The sequence below is a fragment of the Saccharothrix sp. BKS2 genome, from assembly GCF_047689505.1.
Taxonomy (GTDB): domain Bacteria; phylum Actinomycetota; class Actinomycetes; order Mycobacteriales; family Pseudonocardiaceae; genus Actinosynnema; species Actinosynnema lopnurensis.
In genome coordinates this window covers 29096-49997 of record NZ_JAUQOL010000007.1, presented here as the reverse complement: position 1 = coordinate 49997, position 20902 = coordinate 29096, and the positions used below count along the sequence as shown (strand labels likewise).

At 72.0% G+C, this 20902-nt stretch carries 20 protein-coding genes and 1 tRNA gene; 14 read left to right on the top strand and 7 right to left on the bottom strand.

What is annotated here, in order from left to right; genetic code table 11:
• Positions 1-124: 124 nt before the first annotated feature.
• Positions 125-550, bottom strand: coding sequence for an SsgA family sporulation/cell division regulator (locus tag Q5530_RS16320; protein WP_073893954.1), 426 nt, complete (start codon positions 548-550; stop codon positions 125-127).
• A gap of 219 nt (positions 551-769) precedes the next feature.
• Between Q5530_RS16320 and Q5530_RS16315 the strand changes: the two genes are divergently transcribed.
• From Q5530_RS16315 to Q5530_RS16295, 5 genes are all read left to right on the top strand, one after another.
• Positions 770-1441 carry an RNA polymerase sigma factor gene (locus Q5530_RS16315; protein ID WP_415363132.1) on the top strand — a complete coding sequence of 224 codons (672 nt, stop codon included), beginning with the start codon at positions 770-772 and terminating at the stop codon, positions 1439-1441.
• The gene (locus Q5530_RS16310; protein ID WP_415363130.1) at positions 1438-2226 is read left to right on the top strand and encodes an anti-sigma factor domain-containing protein; all 789 of its coding nucleotides are present in this window, start codon (positions 1438-1440) and stop codon (positions 2224-2226) included. Before Q5530_RS16315 ends, Q5530_RS16310 begins: the two co-directional genes overlap by 4 nt.
• A 25-nt stretch (positions 2227-2251) precedes the next feature.
• Positions 2252-2680 carry a TIGR02611 family protein gene (locus Q5530_RS16305; RefSeq protein ID WP_380637734.1) on the top strand — a complete coding sequence of 143 codons (429 nt, stop codon included), beginning with the start codon at positions 2252-2254 and terminating at the stop codon, positions 2678-2680.
• 49 nt (positions 2681-2729) lie between these two features.
• Positions 2730-2801 (top strand) — tRNA-Val (locus tag Q5530_RS16300).
• Positions 2802-3183: 382 nt separating this feature from the next.
• Entirely contained in the window at positions 3184-3726 is a 543-nt protein-coding gene (locus tag Q5530_RS16295) for a GNAT family N-acetyltransferase (RefSeq protein WP_415363129.1), read from the top strand.
• Between the two features lie 189 nt (positions 3727-3915).
• Here Q5530_RS16295 and Q5530_RS16290 read toward each other — a convergent pair whose 3' ends face one another.
• From Q5530_RS16290 to Q5530_RS16275, 4 genes are all read right to left on the bottom strand, one after another.
• Complete coding sequence (locus Q5530_RS16290; RefSeq protein ID WP_415363127.1) at positions 3916-5181, bottom strand: lysyl oxidase family protein; 1266 nt, start codon at positions 5179-5181, stop codon at positions 3916-3918.
• A gap of 138 nt (positions 5182-5319) precedes the next feature.
• Positions 5320-5886, bottom strand: coding sequence for a dihydrofolate reductase family protein (locus tag Q5530_RS16285; RefSeq protein ID WP_415363126.1), 567 nt, complete (start codon positions 5884-5886; stop codon positions 5320-5322).
• An 846-nt stretch (positions 5887-6732) separates the two neighbouring features.
• The gene (locus Q5530_RS16280) at positions 6733-7815 is read right to left on the bottom strand and encodes a toll/interleukin-1 receptor domain-containing protein (RefSeq protein WP_415363124.1); all 1083 of its coding nucleotides are present in this window, start codon (positions 7813-7815) and stop codon (positions 6733-6735) included.
• Between the two features lie 424 nt (positions 7816-8239).
• Positions 8240-9850 (bottom strand): peptide chain release factor 3, encoded by a 1611-nt coding sequence (locus Q5530_RS16275; protein WP_415363123.1) that lies wholly within the window; start codon positions 9848-9850, stop codon positions 8240-8242.
• 159 nt (positions 9851-10009) lie between these two features.
• Here Q5530_RS16275 and Q5530_RS16270 point away from each other — a divergent pair, with 159 nt between their 5' ends.
• The 5 genes from Q5530_RS16270 (at position 10010) to Q5530_RS16250 (ending at position 14534) form a co-directional block, all read left to right on the top strand.
• On the top strand, positions 10010-10390 hold the full coding sequence (locus tag Q5530_RS16270; RefSeq protein WP_415363122.1) for a MerR family transcriptional regulator: 381 nt from the start codon (positions 10010-10012) through the stop codon (positions 10388-10390).
• 82 nt (positions 10391-10472) lie between these two features.
• Positions 10473-12149, top strand: a complete 1677-nt coding sequence (locus Q5530_RS16265) for a ribonuclease J (protein WP_415363120.1) — start codon at positions 10473-10475, stop codon at positions 12147-12149.
• 153 nt (positions 12150-12302) lie between these two features.
• Positions 12303-13163: an NYN domain-containing protein gene (locus Q5530_RS16260; protein WP_415363118.1), complete on the top strand. Its 861-nt coding sequence runs from the start codon at positions 12303-12305 to the stop codon at positions 13161-13163.
• Between the two features lie 417 nt (positions 13164-13580).
• Positions 13581-13967 carry a hypothetical protein gene (locus Q5530_RS16255; RefSeq protein ID WP_415363116.1) on the top strand — a complete coding sequence of 129 codons (387 nt, stop codon included), beginning with the start codon at positions 13581-13583 and terminating at the stop codon, positions 13965-13967.
• Between the two features lie 105 nt (positions 13968-14072).
• Positions 14073-14534 (top strand): DUF4383 domain-containing protein, encoded by a 462-nt coding sequence (locus Q5530_RS16250; protein WP_415363115.1) that lies wholly within the window; start codon positions 14073-14075, stop codon positions 14532-14534.
• A 97-nt stretch (positions 14535-14631) separates the two neighbouring features.
• Here the strand turns inward: Q5530_RS16250 and Q5530_RS16245 are convergent, their stop codons facing one another.
• Positions 14632-16146, bottom strand: coding sequence for a hypothetical protein (locus Q5530_RS16245; RefSeq protein ID WP_415363113.1), 1515 nt, complete (start codon positions 16144-16146; stop codon positions 14632-14634).
• A gap of 56 nt (positions 16147-16202) precedes the next feature.
• Positions 16203-17069, bottom strand: a complete 867-nt coding sequence (locus Q5530_RS16240; RefSeq protein ID WP_415363112.1) for a hypothetical protein — start codon at positions 17067-17069, stop codon at positions 16203-16205.
• 279 nt (positions 17070-17348) lie between these two features.
• On the opposite strand from Q5530_RS16240, the gene Q5530_RS16235 reads away from it, so the two are divergent.
• From Q5530_RS16235 to Q5530_RS16220, 4 genes are all read left to right on the top strand, one after another.
• Positions 17349-19835: a M14 family zinc carboxypeptidase gene (locus Q5530_RS16235; RefSeq protein ID WP_415363111.1), complete on the top strand. Its 2487-nt coding sequence runs from the start codon at positions 17349-17351 to the stop codon at positions 19833-19835.
• 81 nt (positions 19836-19916) lie between these two features.
• Positions 19917-20255: a PadR family transcriptional regulator gene (locus Q5530_RS16230; protein ID WP_415363109.1), complete on the top strand. Its 339-nt coding sequence runs from the start codon at positions 19917-19919 to the stop codon at positions 20253-20255.
• Between the two features lie 73 nt (positions 20256-20328).
• Positions 20329-20739, top strand: a complete 411-nt coding sequence (locus tag Q5530_RS16225) for a hypothetical protein (RefSeq protein WP_415363108.1) — start codon at positions 20329-20331, stop codon at positions 20737-20739.
• The gene (locus Q5530_RS16220; RefSeq protein ID WP_415363107.1) at positions 20736-20900 is read left to right on the top strand and encodes a hypothetical protein; all 165 of its coding nucleotides are present in this window, start codon (positions 20736-20738) and stop codon (positions 20898-20900) included. The genes Q5530_RS16225 and Q5530_RS16220 overlap by 4 nt, the downstream gene beginning before the upstream one ends.
• Positions 20901-20902: the final 2 nt, after the last annotated feature.

Genomic DNA, 20902 nt, shown 5'->3' with positions numbered 1-20902 from the left:
GGAACTTTCCCTTGTGGGGCTTCGTTCCGGTCTTCCCCGGTGCGAGAGGAACTTTATTACATGCCCCGCGGCAGGATCAAATCGGGGGTCCCCTACGCCCCCGGCAGGCCCGCCACCTGCACTTTTAGGTCAGGTCGTTGGAGATCAGGTGGGTCAGGGCCTCGTCCACGTCGACCCACAGGTGCTCGTTGCCCGGCACGACGACGTCGTAGGTGCGGTCGAGGAAGTCGGCCAGCTCCTGCGCGGACGCCTCGAACATGGCGTGGCCGGAGGGCGAGCTGAGTTCGATCACCACGACCTCGGGGTCGTCGGCGGCGGGGCGGATGCGGACGTCGCCGTCTCCCGCGTCGGCGATCAGGCCGTCGGCGAGGAGGTCCCTGGCGAACACCCATTCGACCCAACCGGCGCGGCCGGTGCGGAAGGCCGCAACCACCGCGTACGGGTCTTTCGTGTCGTAGCGGAGCTCCACCTGCACCGGGACGGCCGGGGTCCGCGGCGCCAACAGGTCGAAGACCGCTGTTGAGCGGAGTGTCACGTGATCATTGCGCATCGTCGTTACCCTCTTCTCCCTTCCCGGTCCTATGGAACGACCGAGCTCTTCTGTTGTGACGGCTATGTGGCGAGGAACGCTCGACTCTAGCCGGTATCTCACCCGATTGGGGCTATGTCGCTCCGATGGGCCACCGTGTAGATACTCTGCGTGTCCGGTCCATGAGGCTCCTCCCATCTTGCTGGGTTTAACCTGAACCCGGTACCGGCTGTTGCGCGAATGTTGGACGTGAGGACCTCTCTGGTGGCTGGCTCACCCCCATCGGCACCGCCCGGCGATCCCGGCCGACCATCCGATGCCGAGCTCGTCGGCCGGATCTCGACGGGTGACCGGGCCGCGTTCGGTGAACTCTACGACCGGTACGCGAGACCGGCGTACTCACTGGCCCGGCGTGTTTGCGTCGATCCGGACCTGGCCGAGGACGTGGTCCAGGAGGCTTTCCTCGCGCTCTGGCGCAACCCCTCGGGCTACGACCGGGCACGGGGCGGTTTCAGCACGTGGCTGATGACCGTCGTGCACCACCGGGCCGTCGACGCGGTGCGCCGGGAGAACACCCAGCGCAAGCGGAACGTGCCGCTCACCGACGAGGTCTCCGAGCGCAACGCGCCCTCCGTGGAGGGCGCGGACAGCGCGGCGCTGACCGGCGTGGTGGGGGCGCAGGTGCGGGAGGCGCTGCGCGGGCTGCCCGAGGACCAGCGGCAGGTGATCGCCCTGGCCTACCTGGGCGGCTACACGCAGGCCGAGGTGGCGGCGTTGACCGGGATCCCCCTGGGCACGGTCAAGTCGCGCACGTTCGCCGCGATCCGCAGGTTGCGCACGACGCTGCGGTCGGCTTGGGCTGGGGAGACCGGCGGGGACGCGCCGGGCTGGACGACGGGAGCACACCGGTGACCGGGGAGCGGCGGGGCGACTGGTGCCCCCAGGAGGAGCTCGCGGTCGGGTTCGCGATGCACGCGCTCGAACCGGACGAGGAGGCGCGGCTGCGCGACCACCTGCCCGGCTGCGCGCGGTGCCGGGAGGCGATCCGGGCGACCGAGGAGGTGACCGCGGCGCTCGGCGCGTCGGTCCCCCAGCTCGACCCGCCGCCGCGGCTGCGGGCGCGGCTGATGGCCGCCGTCGAGCAGGAGCCGCAGGAGAGCGGGCCGCGGGCGGTGGCCGAGCCGGTCGTGCTGGAGACCCGGCGACGTCGCGGCGGCACGTGGCGGCGGGTGCTCGCGGCGGCGGCCGGGGTCGCGGTGCTCGCGGCGGGCGGGGTGGCCGGGGTGCGGCTGGACCGGCTCGGTGACGAGGTCGCGGCGCAGGGTGAGCGGGCGGACCGGCTGGAGGGCGCGTTGCGGCTGGCGGCCGATCCCTCGGCGAGCCGGGCCGTGCTGCGGACGGGTTCCGGCGAGGAGGTGGCGGTGCTGCTGTCCGCCGACGACGGCGCCGCGGTGGTGCCGACCCGCCTCTCAACCAACGACCGGGAGCACACCTACGTGGTGTGGGGCACGAGCACGGACCCGGCGGCGCCGTTGGCTGTGTTCGACGTCACCTCGGATGGTTCGGTGGTGGGGTTGGCCGGGTGGTCGTCCGACGCGCACCGGCACACCGGCTTCGCCATCTCGCTGGAACCGGGGCGCGCGATGCCCGCGGAGCCGACGGATGTGGTCGCGGCCGGTCAAGTCGCCTCCACCTGAGGCGGTCATGCGCCATGATGTGCGCATGACCACGACGGAGCGCGAAAAGACCGCCGAGGAGACGGGGTACCGCCCCTGGTTCCGCCGCAACCCCGCGCTGAACCTCGCTTACCGCATCGGTGTCGGCGTGGTCGGCGGCCTGGTGCTGGCCGGCGGCGTGCTGATGATCCCCTACCCCGGTCCCGGGTGGCTGGTCGTCTTCGCGGGCCTGGCGATCCTGGCGACCGAGTTCGCGTGGGCCGGACGAGTGCTGCGGTTCGCCAAGCGCTACTACGACGCGTGGGTCGCGTGGCTCAAGCGGCAGAACGTCGTGGTGAAGGCGCTCGTGCTCGCCGCCACCGGGCTCGTGGTCGCGGTCACCTGCTGGCTGCTCGGGGCGTTCTCCCTGGTCGGCGGTTGGTTCGGACTGGACTGGGCGTGGTTGGAGAGCCCGATTTTTGGTTCTCGCGGATGATGTTGTAAGGTATGACCACACCGCGAGAGCGGGAGCGGGAACCGAATACGGGCGATTAGCTCAGCGGGAGAGCGCTTCGTTCACACCGAAGAGGTCACAGGTTCGATCCCTGTATCGCCCACAGTGTGTTTTACCAGTTCAAGGGCCTGCGGACAGATCATCGTCCGCAGGCCCTTGATCGTTCGCGGGAGCAGAACGCCTGGGGGAACCGTCGCATTCTCGGTTGGTTCGGTTGTCTTCGGTGATGGAACTGCCGGTCGTGCCCTTGCTGCTGTGATCGGGTTCCCGGGTGTCGCGGTGACCACTTCGCACCGCACCGAAGAGGTCACGAGAATGCGGTTGACCACGGTTCGGACCGGTTGAGGGCTCGTGTGGCGTCTTGTCGAGGCGGACCCGCCGGTAAACGGGTGGTGACGTGGGGCGGTGACCGGCACCATGAGCGGGGTGCAGTCCTGGATCGCACCGGCCCCACGACCGAGTTCCGTGCCTCGGTGGTGAACGACGTGCCCGATCGTCGGCATCGCGTGGTGCCGTCCGTCACGATCCGCGAGGCTCGTGAAGACGACTGGCCCCGGATGTGGTCGATCATCCACGACGTCATCACCGGGCAGCGGACTTTTTCCTACGACCCCGACATGAGCGAGGTCGACGCGAGGCGGATCTGGCTGCTGGGCGCGCCGGCGAGAGTGGTCGTCGCCGTCCGCGACGGCCGGGTGGTCGGGACCGCGAACATGTACGCGAACCGACCCGGGCCCGGGAGTCACGTCGCCTCCGGCAGCCTGATGGTCGCCGAGGCGGCGCGGGGCGCGGGTGTGGGTCGGGCCCTCACCGTCGACATGATCGCCTGGGCGCGGCGGAGGGGGTTCGCGGCGATCCAGTTCAACGCCGTCGTCGAGGTGAACACGGCCGCGGTCCGCCTGTACGAGAGTCTCGGGTTCGTCACCCTCGGCACCGCCCCCGGTGCGTTTCGCCACCCCACCCTGGGACACGTCGGCCTGCGCATCATGTGGCTGGACCTGCGACGCCCGGGAGGCGCGACCGGCTGATCCGACTCCGCCGCGGCACGGCCACCGCCACCCACGGGCCCTCCGGTCACCGCCGCATCCGAACGATCGCCGCCACGACCCACCCGCAGGAGTTGTCCTCGATCGTCGGAACAACCCCGCCGAGTTCCGGACCGCGCTTCACCGGTTCGACGCCGGGACCACCGAGCACCTCGCCGGCCACGTCGGTGTTCAGCAGGGTACGGCTGGGCTCCCCAGGGCCGCTGTCGGTGTGCCGGCGGTGAGGCCCGTCAGCGTGATGGGCACGCGCACGCAGTTGTCGCCCTCGTCGAGTTCGCGCAGCCTGTTCGCGGGGTCGATGCGGGTGACGAGGGCGTAGGTGCCGTCCGTCAGGTCGCTGACCTCGATCATCTGGTCGGGCAGCGCCCACCAGTACTCGTCCGCCCAACCCCGGGAGATGCCGTTCTTGAACGCGTCGACGCCGGGTGGCGAATTGGGTTCGGGGTCCAGGCAGCGGGGTGCCGGGTAGGTCTGCGGCGCGTTGCCCTTCCGGTCCCACCACACCAGTTCGGTGTCGGCCATGCAGAAGCCGTTCTTCCTCCCGGTGGCGGCGGGGGCGGTTCCGGTCGGTCGACCGGCGGCGTCCACGGCCCACAGCTCGGAGACGGAGAAGTCCGCGAAGTGGTAGTGCGAGTGGATCGGGTGGTAGTGCATGGCGCCCACGGACGGGACGTCGGTGAAGGTCCCGTCGGAGCGGTGGACGCGCTGGGCGCCGGGCACCTCGTGCGGTCGCTGCCCGGCGGGCGTGCCGTAGCGGACGTCCACCGGACCGTCACCGGTGTTGGCCATGGCCTGGCCGAACCGCAGGCACCGGCGCGCGCCCTGCTCCTCGACCTCGCTGCGGAAGCACGACGAGCCCGGTTCGGCCTCGTCGCCGAAGAACGGGGGCGGCGTGTCGAAGGTCGCGAAGCGCTGCGGCAACGCCTCCAGGTCGGGCAGCAGGTCACGCGGCACGGGGTCGACGCGGGAGTCCTCGTTCTCCACCCGGCCCTCGTAGCGCACGAGGCGGGACGCCGGCTCGGGAACGAACGGGTTCTGGAAGACGTAGACGGTGTAGTGGGCGGTGGTCTTGGGCAGCCACACGGAGCGCGACGTGCCGATCTGCGCGTCGGCCAGGGCGACCCGGCTGCCGCCCCGGTAGACGGCGAAGCCCACGCTGTCGTCGGGGGTGGCGCCGACCGTGCGGATCGCCAGCTCGACCCCGCCCGACCGACCCCGCAGCCGCTCGGGCAGCCGCACCGCCACCTCCACCCGGTCGCACCCCACCGATCGGCACTCCGGCACGTCCCGCACCCGCGGGTCGTCCAGGGCCACCCGGCCGCGCCAGGACTCCGACCGGTTCGAGTCGACCACCACCCCCGGACCGAGCGCCACCGCGGGGGCCGCGGCGGTCACGAGCAACACCGGCACCACTGCGAGCAGACGCGCACCTCTCATGCCGACCAGCGTCCCGCGATGACGCGCCGCCCGTCAGCCCTGACGCCCGATCGGCTGATCCGCCGATCGGGGACATCATCGGCATGAGCGGGTGTTCCTGATCAGGGGAGTCTGCCGGGGGTCGGTCGTCGGCGTCCCCTAGTTCCGGACGGTCTTGTAGCGCAGGAGGACCGCGCCCGAGCCGAAGGTGCGGTTCTCCACGAGTTCCAGCTTCACCCAGCTGTTCAGCGACGGGAAGAACGGTGTGCCGCCGCCGATCACGACCGGGGTGATGAGCACGTGGAACTCGTCCACGAGGCCGGCTTGGACCAGCGGTGCGGCGAGCGTGGCGCCGCCCACCTCCATCAGGCCGTCGGTCTCGGCCTTGAGCCTCCTGGCGGTCTCGACCACGTCACCGCGTTCCAGCCTGGAGTTCCACTCGACCGATTCCAGGGTCCGGGAGAAGACCGCTTTCGGCATCGCGAGCCACAGCCGGGCGTACTCGGCCTCCACCGGGGGCACGTCGGGCGCCTGGTCGGCGGTCGGCCAGTGGGCCGACATCAGCTCGTACAGCTTGCGCCCGTACAGCGACAGCGCGACCTCGCCGGTCCGGTCGTTCCAGTACCGGTGCAGCTCGTCGTCCGGCGTGCTCCAGTCGAGGCCGCCGTTCGCGTCGGCGGTGTAGCCGTCCAGCGAGACGTTCATGCCGTAGGTCAACAATCCCATGGTGGTACAGACTGCCGGAACGCGAGGGGCTCATCGCACCGCCACGCCGGCCCGGCACTTCACAGCCCGGACAACGCAACGGCGGCGAAGTCGTCAACGTCGTGTTGTCGGCATGAGCGGACGCGGACACCGGGGTGAGCGGTTGATGTCGTGCTCAAGGTGGTGAACGACCATTCCTGGCCCGAGGACGTCCAACCACCGGTCACACGCCGACCACGACCACCAGGTGCGGGTGCGCCTTGACGACCGGGGACCCCGACCTGTCCGCACGTCGGTCTGTGCGGATCGGCGGGTTGAGGTTGGAGACCGGCGCCGGCGAGGCGGACTTCGGTGCTGTAGCACCAGCACACTGTTCGACGACGGCCGTGTTCGGTTCCTCGTCGATCCTCGTCCCGACCGCGACATCCGCGTGGTGAACACCAACACCAGCAACCGGCCAGGCGCGAAGCTGATCGAGACCAGGTCCAAGCGCGGCTGACAACCCTCGATCTCGGAGGTCGACCGGGCTCGCCGCCTCGGTCCCGTCCCGCAACAGCCGCGCCACCACGACCCGTCGGACGCGTCACCGTTGCCGCCGTGGCGCTGCGGCATCCACGAACAACGATCACCATGCCGCAAGCCCCAACCGCACAACCGCAGCGTGGCAGTCACGCCTTTCCAACCTCGTCCGGCGGTGAGGTGGAGGTGGAGGGCGACAAGAAGCCGGACCGCCTCGTGGATGTGGCGGCAGACGGTGGCCAGGCCGACACCGAACCCGGCCGTCAGGCGGACGCAGGTCTCGCCGCAGCGCAACACATGTGGTCAAGGGAGTATTCGGGGTGCGGGCCGGTACGTGACTCGGGATCGCTAGCCGAGGACGATGTCGTCGTCGGGTACGCCGAGGTCCTGGACCCGGTACGTCATGCTGGACAGGGGAAGGTTCTTCACGAAGTACACCCGTGACGGGATGCCTGTCGACTGCCCGGGTCGCTCCGTCAGTCCCGCCCCCGTGAAACAGGTCCAGTCAATGCCCAGCACCTCTCCCACCAGTTCACCGTAGGCTCCCCACCTGCGTTCGTCGATCGTGCACCTTGAGTACCACCAGTCCTGGTCGTCGGAGTAGTAGTCCCGTGGTGGGCGTCCGAGGCGGGCCATTTCCTCATCGGTCGGTGCGAAACGCGCCGCGCGTTTCGGGTCCGACAGGATGCGGAAGGCGGCCTTCCAGGTCGCGGGTAACAAGTCCAGCTTGCGCCGGTTCAATTCGCCCACCTCGAAGACGAGCGCCGCCCAGGCGACATTGGAGTTGGCGACCTGTTCGAATGCGTCTCCGATCCACAGGTTGGACAGGACTTCGCGCAGTGTGCGATGCCGTTGCTCGTCGTAGTCCCCGACGAACACGTACTTGCGACGTGGCGCGCCGAGGAGGCCGTCAGAGGCGAAGCTCCCTCGCGGGACGAGGCGAACAGCTGTCGTGAGCGCGGTTCGTCGGTCGTACCGCCTCCTCATCTCCTCTGCCGGCATGGTCATCCGGTGCCGCAGCGCACTCTTCAGCCGATCGGCGACACCCTCGAGACCGCCCGCCTCGATCACCGATATGGCGTGCCTGAGGCGCAGCCCGTACGGTAACTGGCCGGCAGGCGCCAACTCGTCGAGGATGATGGGTACGACCTGGTGCGTGCCGCCTTCATCGCGTGAGAGTTCGATGGCCCTGGCTATTTCCTCTCGCTGGTAGTACGCGTTGTCCGTACGCGAGGAGATCAGCACGAGCGTGACAGCGGACTTGCTCTGCGCCAAGGTCAACCGGCTGCTCCAATCATCACCGGGCAAGAGGTTCCGGCGATCGAGGAACACCCGGAACGACGGGTCGAGCAAGTCGAACAGGGCTTCCGCGGCCCCCCGGTCCGGACTGGCGTAGGCGATGAAGAAGTCCCATCGCTCTTCGTGAGTCATGGTGGACAGCCTCCTGGCAACCTCGACGTGTTGTCATCCGAGTGCTGGAGTTCGTTGTCCAGCCCTGGACAACGGTGCCAGGTCCGGTTGGCAGGTCCGGTCGCGCTGCCCGACGACCAGCGCCGCCGCCGACCCTGCCGGCGCGCACAGCGCGGACGACACCACGAACCGAGATCGAGGCCACTCACACCCGACCGTGACCGTGACGGGCACCCGGCCTCACCCCGAAGAGGCCGCCCAGGTGCTCGGCCACCACCTCGACCTGACCCCGGAGCCCCACCGGGGCAGTCGGTGAGCACGGCCGGACCGGGTGACGACAGTGGCCGCTCACCGCGCCCGTCGACACCGCTATCTCGACTGCCGTGCTCGCCGCCCCCGACCTGTTCCCCCGCGCCGCCGCACGACGGGGCCGACCCGTCACAGGTCAGTCGGTGCCGGCGACGAGGGGTTCGAGGACGACCTCGGGGTGCAGGCGGCGCAGCACGGCCAGGGCGGTGGAGTCGGTGAACAGGGCCAGGTGGGTGCCGTCGGCGCGGGTGACCACCTCGTGACCGCGGCTGTCGAGCACGCCGCGGTGGTCGAGGTCGGGCAGGCGGCGCACGACGGTGTAGGGCAGCCGCTCCAGGCGCACCGGGGACTTGAACTCGGCGTCGAGGCGGTGGGTGGCGACCTCGAACTGCATCGGGCCGACGGCGGCGAAGACCGGTGTGCCGTCACCGCGCCGGTCCGAGCGCAGGACCTGGACCACGCCCTCGGACGCCAGCTGCTCGATGCCCCGGCGGAACTGCTTGGCGCGGCTCAGGTCCGCCGGGCGCGCCACGGCGAAGTGCGCGGGCGCGAAGCTGGGCAGGCCGGGGAAGCGCACGGGCGGCCGGCCGGCGAACAGGGTGTCGCCCACGTGCAGCGCGGTGGCGTTGACCAGGCCGATCACGTCGCCGGGGTAGGCCGTGTCCAGGGTGGACCGCTGCTGGCCGAAGACCTGCTGGGCGTACTTGGTGGCGAACGGCTTGCCGGTGGTGGCGTTGGTGACGACCATGCCGCGCTCGAACACCCCGGAGCAGACGCGGGCGAAGGCGACCTGGTCGCGGTGGGCGGGGTCCATGCCGGTCTGGACCTTGAACACGAACGCCGAGAACGGCGCGTCGAGCGGTCGGGGCAGGGTCCGCACGTCGATGCGCGGGGTGGGGCGCGGGGCGAGTTCGACCAGCAGGTCGAGCAGGTGCCGCACGCCGAAGTTGAGCACGGCCGAGCCGAACAGCACGGGGGTGGCGGAGGCGTCCAGGAAGCGCTCCAGGTCGAAGTCGCCGCCGGAGGCCGCCAGCAGGTCGGACTCCTCCACCGCGCGGGTCCACCCGTCGCCCTCCTCGGCGTGGGCGCCGTCGGGGTCGAGGCGTTGCTCGCCGGCGGCGGTGGCGCCGCCGACGGTGCGCGAGTAGCGGATGAAGTGCCCGTCGCGGCGGTCCAGCACGCCGCGGAAGTCGCCGGCGGCCCCGACCGGCCAGGTGAGCGGCATGGGTTGCAGCCCGATGCGCTCCACCAGCTCGTCGCACAGCTCCAGCGCGTCGCGGCCGGGCCGGTCCCACTTGTTGACGAACGTGATCACCGGGATGCCGCGGTGGCGGCACACGTCGAACAGCTTGAGCGTCTGCGGCTCCAGGCCCTTGGCGGCGTCGAGCAGCATGACCGCCGAGTCCACGGCCGACAGCACCCGGTAGGTGTCCTCGGAGAAGTCGGCGTGACCTGGGGTGTCGAGCAGGTTGACCACCGCGTCGCCGTAGGCGAACTGGAGGGCCGCGGAGGTGATGGAGATGCCGCGGGCCTTCTCCATCTCCATCCAGTCCGACACCACGCCGCGCCGCCCGGCCTTGCCGTGCACCGCGCCCGCCTCGGAGATCACCCTGGCGTGCAGCGCCAACGCCTCGGTCAACGTGGACTTGCCCGCGTCGGGGTGGCTGATCACCGCGAAGGTGCGGCGGCGATCCGCCTCCCGCAGCACGTCGGCGGACGGGGCGGTCACCGGACCGGCGGTGGTCATGCGCGTGCTCCAGGGGTTCGACGGGTACCGGCGATTCTACTCTTACGTCACGTTAGTATTCGACCGTGCCCCCCATCGCGCGGGTCCGGCGCCCGGACCTCTTCCCCCGACCGGGTGCCGCGGTGGGACGGTCACGTACTCGGTTTCGGAAGGGATCTCGTGGGCGGGCACATGCAGATCGGCGAGGTGGCCGAGCGGACCGGCCTGTCGCTGCGCACGATCCGCTACTACGAGGAGGTCGGGCTGGTCGTGCCCAACGCCCGCAGCCAGGGCGGGTTCCGCCTGTACACCGAACCCGACGTCGACCGCCTCCAGGTCATCAAGCGCATGAAACCGCTGGGCTTCCAGCTGGAGGAGGTGCGCGAACTGCTCGGCATCCTCGACGCCCTCCCCTCTCCCGGGGACGACCCCGGCGAGCACCTCGACCGCCTCGCCCGGTTCCACGCCAGGGCCGAGGAGCGTTGCGGGGAACTCCGCGCCCAGCTGCGCGGCGCCGAGGACTTCGCCGCCGCCCTGCGCGCCCACCTGCCCGACGGCTGACGGCTGACGGCTAGCGGCCGACGGCTCGGACCGGGGTCGCTTTCCGCGCCGTCACACCCTCACGTAACGTGAGGTTGTGACCATGGCTCGAACCTCCACCCCGCCACCAGCCCTCGCCCCCGGCACCCTCCGCGTGATCGCCCTCGGCGGCCTCGGTGAGATCGGCCGGAACATGACCGTGTTCGAGCACGAGGGCAAGCTGCTCGTCGTCGACTGCGGAGTCCTGTTCCCCGAGGAGCACCAGCCCGGCGTGGACGTCATCCTCCCCGACTGGAGCTGCCTGCGTGACCGGCTGGCCGACGTGGTCGCGGTCGTGCTGACCCACGGGCACGAGGACCACATCGGCGGCGTGCCCTACCTGCTGCGCGAGCGCGCCGACATCCCGGTCATCGGCTCGCGGCTGACCCTGGCCCTGCTGGCGGCCAAGCTCGTCGAGCACCGCATCACCCCCGTGACGATCGAGGTCGAGGAGGGGCGACGGCTGTCGCGCGGACCGTTCGACCTGGAGTTCCTGGCGGTCAACCACTCCATCCCGGACAGCCTGGCCGTCGCGATCCGCACCTCCGCCGGCCTCGTGCTGCACACCGGCGACTTCAAGATGGACCAGTTCCCCCTCGACGGCCGCATCACCGACCTGCGCGGCTTCGCCCGCCTCGGCGAGGAGGGCGTGGACCTGTTCCTGGTCGACTCCACCAACGCCGACGTGCCCGGCTTCACCACCTCCGAGCGCGACCTCGCCCCGGCCATCGACGAGGTGTTCCGCACCACCCCGCGCCGGGTGATCGTCTCCAGCTTCGCCAGCCACGTGCACCGCATCCAGCAGGTGCTCGACGCCGCCCACGCCCACGGCCGCAAGGTCGCCTTCGTCGGCCGCTCCATGGTCCGCAACATGGGCGTGGCCACCGAACTGGGCTACCTCAAGGTGCCCGACGGCCTGGTGGTCGACCTCAAGCGCATGGACCGCCTGCCACCCCACCAGGTGACGCTGGTCTGCACCGGCTCGCAGGGCGAGCCCATGGCGGCGCTGTCCCGCATGGCGGGCGGCGACCACTCGATCCAGGTCGAGGAGGGCGACACCGTCCTGCTGGCCAGCTCGCTCATCCCCGGCAACGAGAACGCCATCTACCGGGTCATCAACGGCCTGATCGACCGCGGCGCGAACGTGGTGCACAAGGGCAACGCCAAGGTCCACGTGTCCGGCCACGCCAGCGCGGGCGAACTCGTCTACTGCTACAACATCGTGCAACCCGCCAACGTGCTGCCCGTGCACGGCGAAGCGCGCCACCTGCGCGCCAACGCCGAACTCGCCGTCAGGACCGGCGTGCGCCGCGACCAGGTGCCCATCGCCGCCAACGGCCACGTCGTCGACCTGCACGAGGGGCGCGTCCGGGTCACCGGCAAGGTGGAGATCCACAACGTCTACGTCGACGGCCAGACCGTCGGCGGCGTCACCGAAGCCTCGCTGGCCCAACGGCGCACCCTCGGCGAGGAGGGCGTCATCACCGTCGTCGCGATCGTCGACCTCGACACCCGGCGCCTGGCCGAGCCCCCGGACTTCATCGCCCACGGCTTCGAGCACGACCCCTCCACCTTCGCCCCCGCCGTCCCCGCCATCGAGAAGGCCCTGGCCGGCGCGAACGAACGCGGGGTCACCGACTTCGAGGAGCTCGAACGGCTGATCGCCCGCGAGGTGCAGAACTGGGCGTTCCGGATCAACCGCCGACGTCCCGTCGTCATCCCCGTCGTCATCGAGGGCTGAGGCCCGCCGGGGCGGGCACCGGGGTCGTGGAGGTCCGGGAGGTCGACCACCGCGGGGCGCGGCCGGTCCTCGGGGTCGGGTCGTGCCGCCCGGTGCCCCTCCCCCGAATATCCCGGGCAGCGGCTGCCCGCGCCGGGGCCCGAGGTCGGACTGGTGGAGGAAGCGTTCGTGCTGCGCATCGGTGTGTTCTACGACGGGACGTGGTTCGCGTACCTGAGCGACTTCTACGCGACCGTGCACCCGAGGTCGGCCCGGATCTCGCTGGAGGGCTTCCACGACGCCCTGCGCTGGCACGTCCACACCGAGACCGGCCGCCCCTTCGAGGAGTGCCTCGTGCCGGAGGCGCACTACGTGCGCGGCCGCATCGACACCCCGGCGACCTCCTTCGACACCGCCCTGGCCACGGCCGGCGTCACCCGACACGACCTCCCCCTGCCGGGCGGCAAGGAGAAGGGCGTGGACGTCCACTTCGCACTGGAGGTGTGGGACCGGGCCACCACCTCGCCGTTGCAGTGGGTCGTCCTGGTCACCGGGGACGCCGACTTCACGCCGCTGGCCGACAGGTTGACCGCGCGCGGGGTCACCGTGGTCGTGCCGGTGGTCGAGGCCCGGATGCCGTGGTTCCCGTCCTCCTCGCCACCGGAGTGGACGCCGCGCACCGCCGCACCCCTGCGCGCGGCGGCGACCTCGGCGCCCGCGTTCGACGACCTGTTCGCACCCGCCGACCACCCCGACTCCCCGCTGCGGTCCCCGTTCGTGCGCTCGCGAGAAGCCGCGGCCTCCCCCGCGGGCACCCCCCGCGGCCGCCGCCGCGGCACCGTGACGGGCTGGCAGGCGGGACAACCACACGGCTTCATCACCGACACCCGCGGCGGCTCGTGGTTCGCCTCCCGCGACGACCTGCCGGGCAACCGGACCACGCTGCCCACCGGGACACCGGTGTCGTTCACCGGCTCCCCCACCCCACCCCCCGGGCACCGGTACCCACGGGCCTACTCCATCCGACCCGAATGACCCGAACCCGGGAAAGCCGGCACGTGCTCCACCCGCTCGCGTGCGCGCCGACCGAGGTCGGCGAGGGGACCCGGGACGATCGCGAGGAGTCGGGCGCACCTCTCACCTGATCGAGACCTCGACTACCCGCGACCCCCTGATCTACCGTGGAGTTGTCGCAGGCGGACGGTCATCGGGCTCCGCTACCCCCGTGTCTTGGGTCCGCGGGTCGTGAAGGGCTTGATCGTCGCCGCCTCACGATGGCGTGGTGAGGCCCGCCTTGATCACGGGAGCTCCGGCGAGTGCTCTGAGCCGGGTTCGACGTGTCGGCCGGGCGGCAGCCGGTCCGGAATCGAAATCCGCGCGGGGGCCGGCGCGTGCGTTGGGGATCGTTGTCGCCGTGCGGGGAATCCGACGTTCGAGGGGGAGTTGAGGGTGATGGCACGACCGAGGAGGTTCGTGGCGGGCGGGATCGCCGCGCTCGTGGTCGCCGGCGCGGTCCTGGGGGCCGCGCCCACCGGTGCGGCGCCGGGTGGTGGTGTCGGGAGCCGGTACCACGCGTGCGACTCCACCAGGCCGCCGAACCTGGACGACGGGCTGCCGTTCCCGGTGGCGACCACGGACCTGAGGGCGTACAGCGGTTGGGGGACGTCCTGCCGCAGCACGGTCATCCTCCGGGGGCAGCGGTTGGACTACTACTGCTGGGTCATCGGCGACGACGGGGTGACGTGGTCCTACGTGTCCGCCGTCGACCAGGGGGTCGCGGGGTGGGTGCGGGACGACCTGCTGCCCGGTGGCGGAAGTGTCGTGTCGTGCCCGTCGTGAGGTGGTGCCCCGCTCGGTGTGGTCGCGGGAAGTCCGATCCGGGGACGGGGGTGCGACGAACACCTGGCACCGGTCCCCCACCGGAAGCGGAAGAAGGCGAGCACCATGACCTCGGCACGTTCCACCACTCCCCCGACCGCGGCGCACCACCCCGCACGGCGACCGGCCGCGGCGGTCGGCGCGGTGTTCCTCCTCGTCGGGATCCTCGGGTTCATCCCCGGGATCACCACGAACTACGACCAGCTCGGCTTCGCCGGGCACCACTCGGGCGCCCTGCTGCTCGGGATCTTCGCCGTCTCGGTGCTGCACAACGTGGTCCACCTCCTGTTCGGCGTCGCGGGGCTGGTCCTGGCCCGGAGCGCCGGCGGCGCGCTGGCCTTCCTCGTCGGTGGCGGCGTGGTGTACCTGGTGCTGTGGCTCTACGGGCTGGTCGTCGACCACGAGAGCCCCGCGAACTTCGTCCCCCTCAACGCCGCCGACAACTGGCTGCACCTGGCCCTGGGCGTCGGCATGATCGCCCTCGGTCTCGTCGTGGGCCGGGCCGCGCGGGCCGGGGCTTCGCGCTGAGGGTGTCGGTCACGGGCTGACCGGGATTCTTCGCCCCGGTCATGCGGGAGGGGCGGGACCGGCTGGTGCCGATCCCGCCCCTCGATTTCCGGTCCCGCTACACCAGGTGGCCGGTCAGGGCTTCGGCGTGGCCGCCGTCGCCCGCCAGGCCGGAGTTGCCCCCGGTGGTCCAGCCGGTGTTGTGGGCGTCGCCGGTGGCACCGGTCCAGCCGGTGTCGCCGGAGTCGCCCGAGCCGACGGTGGTCGTCGACCGGTGGTGCTGCCGACCCGAACCCGAGTGGGTCCACCACGAGCGGTTGTCGTGCTCGCCCCTGGTGTGGGTGACGGCGGTGTTGCCGCCGGTGGCGCCGGAGTTCCCGGAGTCGCCCGAGTTGCCGGTCACCGCCCTGTTGGTGCTGGTGGCCTCACCACCGTTGCCCGAGTCGCCACCATCACCGGCGACCGCCTCCGCGGAGGTGTCGTTCTCACCGCGGTGGTGCCACGAGTTGTTGTTCTCGGTCCAGGCCATCGCGTCGCCGCCGTCACCGGCCGGGCCGGAGTTGCCCCCGGTGGTCCAGCTGGTGTTGGTGGCGTCGCCGGTGCCGCCGGTCGAACCGGTGTTGCCCGAGTCGCCGGAGGTCACCGTGGTGGTGGTCCCGTGGCCGTTGTTCCAGTCGCCGTGCCGACCGTGGTGGTTCCACTGCTGACCACCGAGGTCGATCACGAACGCGGTGTTGCCACCGGTCGAACCCGAGTTCCCGGAGTCGCCCGAGTCGCCGGTCACCGCCCTGTTGGTGCTGGTGGCCTCACCACCGTTGCCCGAGTCGCCACCATCACCGGCGACCGCCTCCGCGGAGGTGTCGTTCCCACCGCGGTGGTGCGAACCGTTGTCGGTCCAGGCCATCGCGTTGCCGCCGTCGCCCGCCGGGCCGGAGTTGCCCCCGGTGGTCCAGCTGGTGTTGGTGGCGTCGCCGGTGCCGCCGGTCGAACCGGTGTTGCCCGAGTCGCCGGAGGTCACCGTGGTGGTGCACTCCGCCAGGACGCACAGGCCGTAGGCGGAGTTGCCACCGGTCGAACCCGAGTTGCCCGAGTCGCCGGAGTTCCCGCTCACCGCGCTGTTGCCGCTGGTGGCACCGCCGCCGTTGCCGGAGTCGCCACCGGAGCCCGCCTGGGCGGTCGCGGAGCCGTGGTGGCCACCGCCGGTGGCACCGGCCCACCCGCCGTCACCGGCCGGGCCTGAGTTGCCCCCGGTGGTGTGGCTGGTGTTGGTGGCGTTGCCCGTGCTGCCGGTCGCGCCGGTGTTCCCGGAGTCGCCCGAGCCGACGTGCGTCGTGCACTCGGCCAGGACGCACAGGCCGTAGGCGGAGTTGCCACCGGTCGAACCCGAGTTGCCCGAGTTCCCGGAGTTCCCGCTCACCGCGCTGTTGCGGCTGGTGGCGTCACCCCCGTTGCCGGAGTCGCCGCCGTTGCCGGCCACTGCCGAGGAGACGGTGTCCGTGACCGAGCCGACCAGCCCACCCAGGCCCAGTGGGCCCCGGTCGACCGTGTCGGCGCTCGCGACCGACTGTCCCAGCAGGACGAACCCGCCGGAGATCACCGCGGCCAGCAGACCGCGTTGGACGTACTTGTTCATCGGTGTCTTCTTCCCTCGAAGCTCGTGGAGCAGTGGTCGGCTGGAAGGGAAGAAGCTCAGCTCGGGTGATGTCGCCCGAACACGTAGCACCACGGTGGCACTCGCCACCGCTCGGCCTGGGCGACTGGACCGCCGTCACCCGGTTCCGCGCCCGGCCCACCGGGCAGGTCCGCCTGGCCCGGCGAGCCACCGGCACCACCGCCGGAGGACGCCGTGCCCGTCGTCGCACCGGCCACGGCCGGCAGGTCGTCGCCCGGGGACCTCGGGCCACCCGCGGGCGCCCGGTGCCACGTCGCACCGGCGGCAACCTCGGGGGTCGTGGGTTCCTCCACCGCCCACCGCCGAGCGGTGGTGGTGGCGGCGGTCCGAGCGTCGATCGACGGCTGCGCGGAGGTCTCCGCGCGAGTCGGCTCGGACGCGGCCGGAGCACGCGTCACCGGCTCGTCCCGGACGGGGTCGGCACCGGGGAACCCGGCACCGGGGAGTTCCGCACCGGGGAGTCCGGCACCGAGCGCACCCGGGTCCAGGCCGATGCCGGCGACCACCGGCGTGACCACCGGTTCGGCGGGGGCCAGCAGCGGCCGGGTCACCGGCTCCAGCACCTCCAGCACCGGCTGGAGGGGCCGGGTGACCGGCGACAGCAGCGGGGCCGTCACCGGCTCCACCACGTCGACCACCGGGGCCACCAGCGGGGCCGCGAGTGCGGACACGTCCGACACCACGGGTCCGGTCAGGTCGGAAACACCCGATACAACACCGCCGAGCACGCCGCCCAGCAGTCCCGGGGAACGGTCGTCCTCGTCCGCGTGCGCGGTCCCCGCGAAGGTCAACAGGCCGAAACCGAGCAGGAAACCCAGCAGCGACAAGGAACGACGCAGCAGGACGGGTACCGGCGCGGTAAGGGCCGCTTCAACTTCTTTCATGCAATCACCTCCCCTCATGCCCTGCATTCGGTCCCCCATTGGAGTCGGTTCACTCGAAAGTGGAGAATTTTGTTTCCACTGGTCAGAGCTGCACGAAAAATAAACATGAATTTTTGGTTTGTTCACCAGTGGTGATTCGCCACGGGCGGTGACGGCCGAGGTTCCGCAGGTCCCCGGAGCAACGCGGTGCGCGGGCAACGCCTACTTCCGGCCGTGGTCGGCTCCTCCCCCGTGCCTTAGCGTCGATCGCCTGGTGGGACGACCGAACGGAGTACGGCGATGAGATCCAGGCGCAGATCCACCTCGGTGGCGGTGCGGGCGGGTGTCGCGGTCGGCGTGGCGGGGCTGGCGCTGGTCGGCGTCTCGGTCCCGGCGGCGACCGCGCAGGACCGGGTGGTGAGGGCCGACCGGGCCGAGGCCAGGGCGTGCTACGACGCCCTGCTGCCGGCCGGCACGGCCGGGGTGGACCGGCGCGAGGTGACCTCGACCGTCGACGGCCTGGTCCAGGCGCGGTTGGCGCCGGGCGGCGGCGGTCGCGAGGGCGACTGGGACGTCGCCGTGTTCGACGAGGCCGGCGGGATCGTGGCCGCCTCCTCCGCGCTGCGCAGCCGCGAGCTGGCGGAGAGCTTCGTGACCAAGGGCCAGCGGCTCGTCGTGCAGGCGTGCCGCTACGCCGGCCCGGCCGGGACCGCGACGCTGGGCGTGGACTTCCTCGCGCTGACCCCGCAGGGCACGCCGACCGCGGCGGAGCGCGCCGAGGTCGTGCGCGTGGAGACGCCGCGGCGGGAGGACAAGGACACCCTGCTGGGCCTCGACCTGGACCTCACCGAGAAGGGCGACGCCACCGGCGTCGAGGTCGTGCTGGCGGGCGACGCGGACCGCGAGACGCTGCGCGCGAGCGGCCTGGGGTACACGACGGTGGACGCCGACCTGTCCCGGACCTCCCGCGAGGCCGCCGCGCGGGACCGGGCCTACGCCGCCCGGGGCCGGGCGTCGGGGCTGCCGTCCCGCCGCACCTCCTACCGGCACCTCTACGAGTACGAGCACGAGCTGAAGGAGCTGGCCCGCGGCAACCCCCGACTGGTCAGGGCGTTCACGCTGGCCGAGCCGACGCCCGAGGGCCGCGACGTGGTGGCGGTCGAGATCGCCAGGGACGTCGACACCGCCGCCGACGGCAAGCCGGTCAACCTGCTGATGGGCGTGCACCACGCCCGCGAGTGGCCGGCCGGCGAGCACGCGATCGAGTGGGCCCACGAGCTGGTCAACGGCCACCACCGGGACAACTCGATCCGGTCGCTGGTGGCGAAGACCCGCAACGTCGTCGTGCCGATCGTGAACCCGGACGGCTTCTCGGTCTCCCGCGAGGCCGAGCCGAAGGGCGACTTCACCCGGTTCGACTACGAGATGAAGCGCAAGAACTGCCGCGCGGACGACTCGCCGCCGCAGCTGCGCACCGGGGTCTGCCGGGCCAACCCGGGCGGCACCGCGCGCGGCACCGACCCGAACCGCAACTACGCCGGGTTCTGGGGCGGCGCGGGCGCGGGCGTGACGTGGAACAGCGAGACGTTCCGGGGCTCGGCGCCGTTCTCCGAGCCGGAGACCCGCAACGTCCGCGCGCTGGTCTCCTCCCGCGCGGTCACCAACCTGATCACCCTGCACACCTACGGCAACCTGGTGCTGCGCCCGCCGGGCGTGGCCGCGGTGCGCGCGCCGCTGGAGGAGCCGGTGGTCAAGGCGCTGGGCGACCGGATGGCCTCGCGCAACGGCTACGACAGCATCCCGTCGTGGGGCCTGTACGACACGACCGGCACCACCGAGGACTGGTCGTACTGGGCGACCGGCGGTTTCGGGTTCACCTTCGAGATCAACCCCGGGGGCTTCCACCCGCCGTACGAGGACGCCGTGGTCGCCGAGTACACCGGCGCGGCCCCGGCGGCGGGCGCGGGCCGGGGCGGCAACCGGGCCGCGTTCCTGGACATGCTGGCCAACGCCGCCGACCCGGCCGCGCACTCCACGCTGGTCGGCACCGCTCCCGCCGGCCACCAGCTCAAGGTGCACAAGACCTTCCGGACGCCGACCTCGCCGGTGCGGCAGCCGGACGGCTCCACCACGCCGCCGATCCAGGTGACCGACACCGTCGAGTCGACCTACTCGTCGACCGGCGGCCGGTTCACCTGGTCGGTCAACCCCTCGACGCGCCCGTACGTGGCCGGTCGGTACGGCCGCGACCCGCAGGGGCCGCCGCAGGCCGCCGTGGCGCTGGCGAACCCGCCCGGGGTGCCCGCGGAGAACACCTCGTTCCCCGGCAACCCGGTGGCCGAGCGCATCCCGTTCACCGTGCAGGCCCCGCCCGCGGCGGACAACGGCCGGTTCGACGTGTCGGTCTCGTGGGGGTCCACCCGCACCGACTGGGACCTGTACGTCCTCAACGCCGTCGGGCAGGTGGTCACGCAGTCGGCTCGCGGCGGCACCAACTCCGAGCGGGCCACCCTGCTCGACCCGCCCGCCGGGGAGTACACCGCGGTCCTGGTGAACTACGAGCAGGCCGACCCGGCGAACCCGGACGACTGGACCGCCGGGAGGGTCGAGTTCGCCTCCCCGGTGCCCCCGACCTACGGGGTCGAGGAGGCGTACACGCTGACCTGCACCGACCGGCAGGGTCGGGTGGTCGGTCTGACGGACGTCTTCGTCGACCGGGGCGAGACCGTGGACGTGGGCGAGGTCTGCGCCGACCCCACCCGCGCCGCCAAGCAGCGCCGGCGCTGAACCCCCGCGGGTCCGGCGGCTCCTCCCGGGGGGCCGCCGGACCCGCTTGCGATGTTCCGGTCATCGGTATATACCGGTGACATGAGCAAGACCGCGATGAGGGAGCCGACCTTCCTCATCCTCACCGCGTTGGCCTCCCGCCCGCAGCACGGCTACGGAATCCTGCGGGACGTCGAGTCGATCTCCGAGGGCCAGGTGACGCTGCGCGCCGGCACCCTCTACACCGCGCTGGACCGGCTGTCCTCGGACGGCTGGGTGGCGGTGGACCGCGAGGAGGTCGTGGACGGCAGGCTCCGCCGGTACTACAGGCTGACCGACCAGGGGGCGGCCAGGCTGGAGGCCGAGGTGTCCCGGCTGCGGGCCCGCACGCGGGCGGCGGCGCAGCGGCTGCGGACGCGACCGGCGGGGGGCCTGGCGTGAACGGCAGGGGGCCGGCGTGAACGGCGAGGGGTCTGACACCACCGGTGGAGGGCCTGACGCGGCCGGCCGAGGCGTGACAGGCGGAGCGCCCGGCACCACCGGCCTGGAGCGCCGCTACCGGCGACTGCTGGCGTGGTACCCGCGCGACCACCGCGAGCGCAACGGCGAGGAGATGCTCGCCGTGCTGCTGGCCGGGGCGGGCGGCCGGACCAGGCCGGGCCCGCGCGAGTCCGCGGACCTGCTGCGGGGCGCGGCGCGGCTGCACCTGCGCCGCGTGGTGGCGGCCGACGGCGGGGTCGAGCCGGGCGGGGTGCTCGCCGTCGTGAGCCTGCTCGGCCCGGTGGCGCTGCCGGCCGGGGCCACGGGGTCCCGGCCGTCCTGGCGCTCGGCTCCACCGCGCTGGTCACCGGCACGGTCGCGGCCTGCGGTGCCCGCTCCCGCGTCGGCCGCCGCGCCGCGCTGGTCCTGCTGCTGCCCCTGGTGACCGGTCTGCCGGGCTTCGGGTTGGTGTTCTCGGGGTTCCTCCCGCTGCCGCCGGCGGCGGAGGTGGCCGTGTTCTACGGCCCGCCGCTGCTGCTCGCGCTCGTGGCGCTGGGGGTGCCGGCGCACCTCGCACGGCGCCGGCCCGGTCACCCGCTCACGTGAGC